Raw genomic sequence first — 4875 nt, forward strand, 5'->3', positions numbered from 1 at the left:
GTGGCGCCGCCGCCCGGCACGCCCTGGCCCGCCTCGTCGTGCGCGCCGAGGAGACCCTCGCGGCGCCCGCCGCCGCGGACCCCGCCGCCCTGCGCGCCTGGGCCGCCGGGCTGCGCGGCACCGGCGCCGTACCGCGCCCCGGCGGCGTACGTCCCGGCGAGGCGGACGAACTCCTCGGCGTGGACGCCGAACTCGCCGGGCCCACGGTGTCGCTGTGGCGGCGCATCGGACCCGGTTCGCCGCTGCTGCCCGTCGGGCTGCGCACCGCCGTCGGCTGCGCCCTCGCCGGGTACGGCTCGCTCGCGCTCGGCATCGGCCGCCCCTACTGGGCGCTGGTCACCGCCGCCTCCCTCTACCAGGCCAACGTCACCCTCACCTGGAACCGGGGCGTGCAGCGCGTGGTCGGCAACCTCGTCGGCGTGCTCGCCTTCGCCGCCATCGCCCCCTTCGCGCACCTCGGGCACGCCGAACTCATCGTCAGCTGTCTCGTCCTGGCCTTCGGCGCGGAGGCGCTGATCACCAGGAACTACTGGCTCGGCAGCGTGTGCGTGACGCCGATGGCGCTGCTCGTCACCGAGTTCGCGCGGTTCCAGCAGCCCGGCGAGCTGATCCTGGACCGGGTCGTCGACACCCTCGTCGGCGCCGTGCTCGGCGTCGTCGCCGCCGTCCTCGTCACCAACCGGCGCGCCGCCGACCACATCGAACGGGCCATCGTGGCCACCGACCGGGCCAGGGAGCACGCCGAGGCCAGCCTCTCCGGCGCGGGCGCGGTCGAACCCGCGCGGCGCCGGCTCACCGCCGCCCTCGTCGACCTGCGCGCCTCCGCCGACGCGGCCGCCGGGGAATGGTGGCAGCGCGCCCTGCCCGAGCAGCGGGTGGTCGACGCCGAACGCGCAGGACACCGTACGCTCGCGGCGACGGTCCGACGACAGAGCGGTGAGAACGGTCAGGGGACGCGGCCCCGCGCGGGGGCCGCCGACGCCTGGGAGGGCGCACGAGCATGAACGAAGAGAACGGTCCGGTGGCGGGCCTCGGTGCGGACACCGTGGCCGCGGTGGTGCGGCAGTGGCAGACGGTGCGCCCCGACATCGACACCGGGCCGATGGAGGTCATCGGCCGCATCAACCGCTGCGCGGCCCTCCTCCAGCAGGCCGAGGACGCCCCGCTGCGCCGGGCGGGCCTGACGCGCGCCGAGTTCGACCTGCTCGGCGCGTTGCGCCGCACCGGCCACGAGCTGACGCCCGGCGAGCTGGCCCGCGAGACGTTCTCCTCCGGCGCCGCGGTCACCAAGCGGCTCAAGCAGCTCCAGGAGCGCGAGCTGGTCGACCGCCGCGTCGACGCCCGCGACCGCCGCGTCGCGCACGTCCGCCTGACCGACGCCGGACGCGACCTGGTCGACGCGATCCTGCCGGAGCAGCTCGCGTACGAGACCGTGGTCCTTTCGGTGCTCGACGGCGAGGGGCAGGGGAAACTGAGCGGACTGCTCGGCGAGTTGCTGGCGCAGCTGGAGGGGCGGATGGGGGTACGGCGGGGCTGAGTGGCGCTGCCGCGGCCGACCCCGGGTGCTCGGCCGGCGCCGGTGGACCCGGGGGTTCGGCCGGCTCCGGTGGACCTCAGTCGTCCGCCACCGCCGCCGACAGCAACTCCCGCGTCTCCGGCTCCACATGCTCCGCGTAGTACGCGTGCAGCGCCACCCGGGCCAGGCGGGCCGCCGCCGCGCTGTCGCCCGCCTCGATCGCGGCCAGTACCTCGCGGTGGTGGGCGATCGAGCGGCGCATCCAGGGGGTCGGGTCCGGGACGCCGGAGATCTTCTTCTCGATGATCTCCACGACGGCCTCGTGCACGGCGCGGGCGCACAGGCCGAGCAGGGAGTTGCGGCTCGCCTCCGCGATCGCGCGGTGGAAGAGCGCGTCGGCCTCGCTGAAGGAGTGCAGCCCCGCGGGCGAGGCGCTCAGCGCCTCCATGCGGGCGATCTGCTCCCGCATGCGGGCGATGTCCTCCGGCGTGTGCAGCCGCGCCGCCAGCCGGTTGCTCTCCGCGTCCAGCACCATCCGGAACTGGACCAGTTCGCCGAGCGAGGCCACGCGGGAGCGGGTGAGCCGCCCGAGCGCCCGGCTCAGGTTGTCCGGCGAGACGCCCAGCACCTCGGCACCGAGCGGATCCCCCGGGCGGGAGCGGATCAGGCCCGCCGACTGCAGCACGCGCAGCGCCTCGCGCACCGTGGAGCGTCCCACGCCGAACCGCTGGACGAGCTCGCGCTCCCCGGGAAGCCGTGCGCCGGGCGGGAGTTCGCCGCTGAGGATGTGCTCCTCGATCTGCTCCGCCACCCGCTGATAGGCGCGCACGGGCGTGACCGGCCGGAAGAGGTCGTCGTCGGCGGTCATGGTCCCTCCACGGTGGGTATGCGGTGCGGACCGACCAAGATCTGATGGTTGACCCGGGGCTGAACGTGCGGGCAGAGTACGGGAATTCAACTGGTCTGACCAGCTGACCAGCAGGCCGTGAACGCCGCACTCAGCAGGACGACTTGGAGGTCCTCCATGGCCACCGCACCCCCGACCGTCCCCGCCGTCGACACCGAAGCCGCGATCGCCCTCACCCGGGACCTGGTGCGGCTGCGCACCGTGAACGCCGCCGGAGCGGCCGAGGTCGAACAGCCCGCCGCGCTCCTCGTCCAGCGCCTCTTCGACGCGTTCGGCTGGACCTACGACGTCGTCGAGGTCGCCCCCGGACGCCCCAACACCGTCGCGGTCGTCGAGGGCGGCGGAGGCGACGGCCCCACCCTCATGTTCGAGGGGCACATCGACGTCGTCACCGAGGGCGATCCGGCCGACTGGAGCGTCGACCCGTACGGCGCGGAGATCCGCGACGGGAAACTGTGGGGACGCGGCGCGGCCGACATGAAGTCCGGTGTCGCCGCGATGATCCACGCCGTGCGCGCCCTCCAGCTCGCCGGGCCCTTCCCCGGCCGCGTCGTCGTCGGTGTGCTCTGCGACGAGGAGGGCCTGATGCTCGGCGCGAAGGCCTTCGCCGCCTCACCGCTCGCGCGTGAGGTGGACGGCGTCGTCGTGTGCGAGCCCGAGGGATACGAGGTGTGCACCTCCGCCCGCGGCGGCATCCGGCTCCGCCTCGACCTGCACGGCGTGATGGCGCACGGCGCGATGCCGCAGGAGGCCAGGAGCCCCGTCGTCGCCGGAGCCCGTGTCGTCGACGCGCTCGCCGGCGTCCAGGAGTGGGCCCAGGAGCGCTACGGCACGCACCCGCACGCGGGCAGCGTCACCGTCACCCCGACCGTGCTGCTCGGCGGCGACCCCGACCAGCTCAACGTCATCCCCGCCCACGCCGTCGTCGGCGTCGACGTGCGCACCGTGCCCGGCACCGACCACGCCGAACTCATCGACCGCGTGAGGCAGTCGGCCGAGGACGCGGCGGGCGGGGTCGGCGTGTCCGTCGGCCTGACCGTCGTCGACGACCGGCCCGCCGTCGAGATCGCCGAGGACCACCCCGTGGTGACGGCCCTGGTCGACGCGCATCTCCAGGTCCACGGCAGGAAACCGCCGTTCGGCGCCGTGCCCGGCACCACGGACGGCACGATCCTGACCCGCGACGCGGGCCTGCCCACCGTCGTCTACGGCCCCGGCGGCAAGTGGATCGCGCACCAGAAGGACGAGTACGTCGAGGTGCGCGAGATCGCCGAGTACGCGCGCGTCTACGCGGCCGCGGCCCGTGCCTTCCTCACCGGGGGTGCCCGGTGACGTACCCCGAAGGGCTTCCCGTCGGCGACGGGTGGATCCCGGCGCCCGGCCGCGCACCCGTCATCTTCCCCCACGACGGCGGCGAGATCGGCGAGGCGCCCGTCGGCGACGCGACCCTCGCAGAGCGCGCCGTCGCCCACGCGGCGGGCCTGCGCCGCCGGGTCGGCGCGCTCCCCGCGCACGTGCGGCGCCGCGTGCTCGCCGAGGTCGCCGCGGAACTCGCCGACGCGCTGCCCGCGTACGTCGACCTGCTCGTCCTGGAGACCGGCAAGCCACGCGTCGACTGCGAGGTGGAGATGCGCCGCGCCGTGGCCACCTGGCAGGCCGCCGCCGACGAGGTGGCCCAGGTGCGCGGCGAGACCGTGCCGCTGGACATCCAGCCGGCGGGTGAGGGGCTCTTCGGGTTCTGGACCCGGCGGCCCGTCGGCGTCGTCGTCGGCATCGCGGGCTTCAACTACCCCGTCCTGCTCGCCTCGCACAAGGTCGCGCCCGCCCTCGCGGCGGGCTGCCCGGTGATCGTCAAGCCCGCGCCCGCGACCCCCCTGGCCACGCTGCGCCTCGTCCACCTCGTCCGCGAGCGCCTGACCGCCGCGGGCGCGCCCGCCGGGGCGGTCCAACTGGTCACCGGCGACGAGGAAGTGGGCCGCGCGCTCACCACCCACCCCGACGTCGCCGCCGTCTCCTTCACCGGCTCTGCCACCGTCGGCCACCGCATCGCGCGCGACGCCGCGCCCCGCAAGGTCGTCCTGGAACTCGGCTCCAACGCGGCGCTCGTCGTCGCGGCCGACGCCGATCTCGACGCGGCGGCGGACGCGGTGGTGCGCGGCGGCTACTACGCGTCCGGCCAGGCCTGCATCTCCGTCCAGCGGGTCGTCGCCGTCGACGCGGTCGCCGGGGCCCTGGAGAAGCGGATCGCCGAGCGGCTGCCGGAGGTACGCGTCGGCGATCCGCGCGATCCGGACACACGGGTGGCCGCGCTCATCGACCAGGCGGCCACCGAGCGCGTCCTCGACTGGGTGGCGCGGGCGCGCGCGGCGGGGGCCCGCGTGGTCGCCGGGGGCACCCGCGCGGGCCGCTGCCTGGCGCCGACGCTCCTCGCGGACGTGCCCGACGGGGAGCC

5 protein-coding genes are annotated in these 4875 nt (G+C 75.6%); 4 read left to right on the top strand and 1 reads right to left on the bottom strand.

From position 1 onward, the window contains the following. Together AOK22_RS36820 and AOK22_RS36825 are read left to right on the top strand one after the other, a co-directional pair. On the top strand, positions 1–1004 hold a 1004-nt coding region (locus tag AOK22_RS36820; protein ID WP_208606498.1), incomplete at its 5' end, for an FUSC family protein. Continuing rightward, positions 1001–1537 (top strand): MarR family winged helix-turn-helix transcriptional regulator, encoded by a 537-nt coding sequence (locus tag AOK22_RS36825; protein WP_055703017.1) that lies wholly within the window; start codon positions 1001–1003, stop codon positions 1535–1537. The genes AOK22_RS36820 and AOK22_RS36825, both read left to right, overlap by 4 nt. Positions 1538–1613: 76 nt before the next feature. On the opposite strand, the gene AOK22_RS36830 is transcribed toward AOK22_RS36825, so the two are convergent. Continuing rightward, complete coding sequence (locus AOK22_RS36830; RefSeq protein ID WP_055703018.1) at positions 1614–2384, bottom strand: FadR/GntR family transcriptional regulator; 771 nt, start codon at positions 2382–2384, stop codon at positions 1614–1616. Positions 2385–2540: 156 nt separating this feature from the next. Here AOK22_RS36830 and AOK22_RS36835 point away from each other — a divergent pair, with 156 nt between their 5' ends. Continuing rightward, the gene (locus AOK22_RS36835) at positions 2541–3755 is read left to right on the top strand and encodes a M20 family metallopeptidase (RefSeq protein ID WP_055703019.1); all 1215 of its coding nucleotides are present in this window, start codon (positions 2541–2543) and stop codon (positions 3753–3755) included. Next, positions 3752–4875 (top strand): aldehyde dehydrogenase family protein (locus AOK22_RS36840; protein WP_055703020.1); only part of this gene is annotated, 1124 nt, incomplete at its 3' end. The genes AOK22_RS36835 and AOK22_RS36840, both read left to right, overlap by 4 nt.

The organism is Streptomyces silaceus (assembly GCF_001419745.1).
Classification (GTDB): Bacteria; Actinomycetota; Actinomycetes; order Streptomycetales; family Streptomycetaceae; genus Streptomyces; species Streptomyces silaceus.

Coding starts and splice junctions, on each gene's coding strand:
- AOK22_RS36825 (WP_055703017.1), top strand. CDS start 1,001: ATGAACGAAGAGAACGGTCCGGTGGCGGGCCTCGGTGCGGACACCGTG.
- AOK22_RS36830 (WP_055703018.1), bottom strand. CDS start 2,384: ATGACCGCCGACGACGACCTCTTCCGGCCGGTCACGCCCGTGCGCGCC.
- AOK22_RS36835 (WP_055703019.1), top strand. CDS start 2,541: ATGGCCACCGCACCCCCGACCGTCCCCGCCGTCGACACCGAAGCCGCG.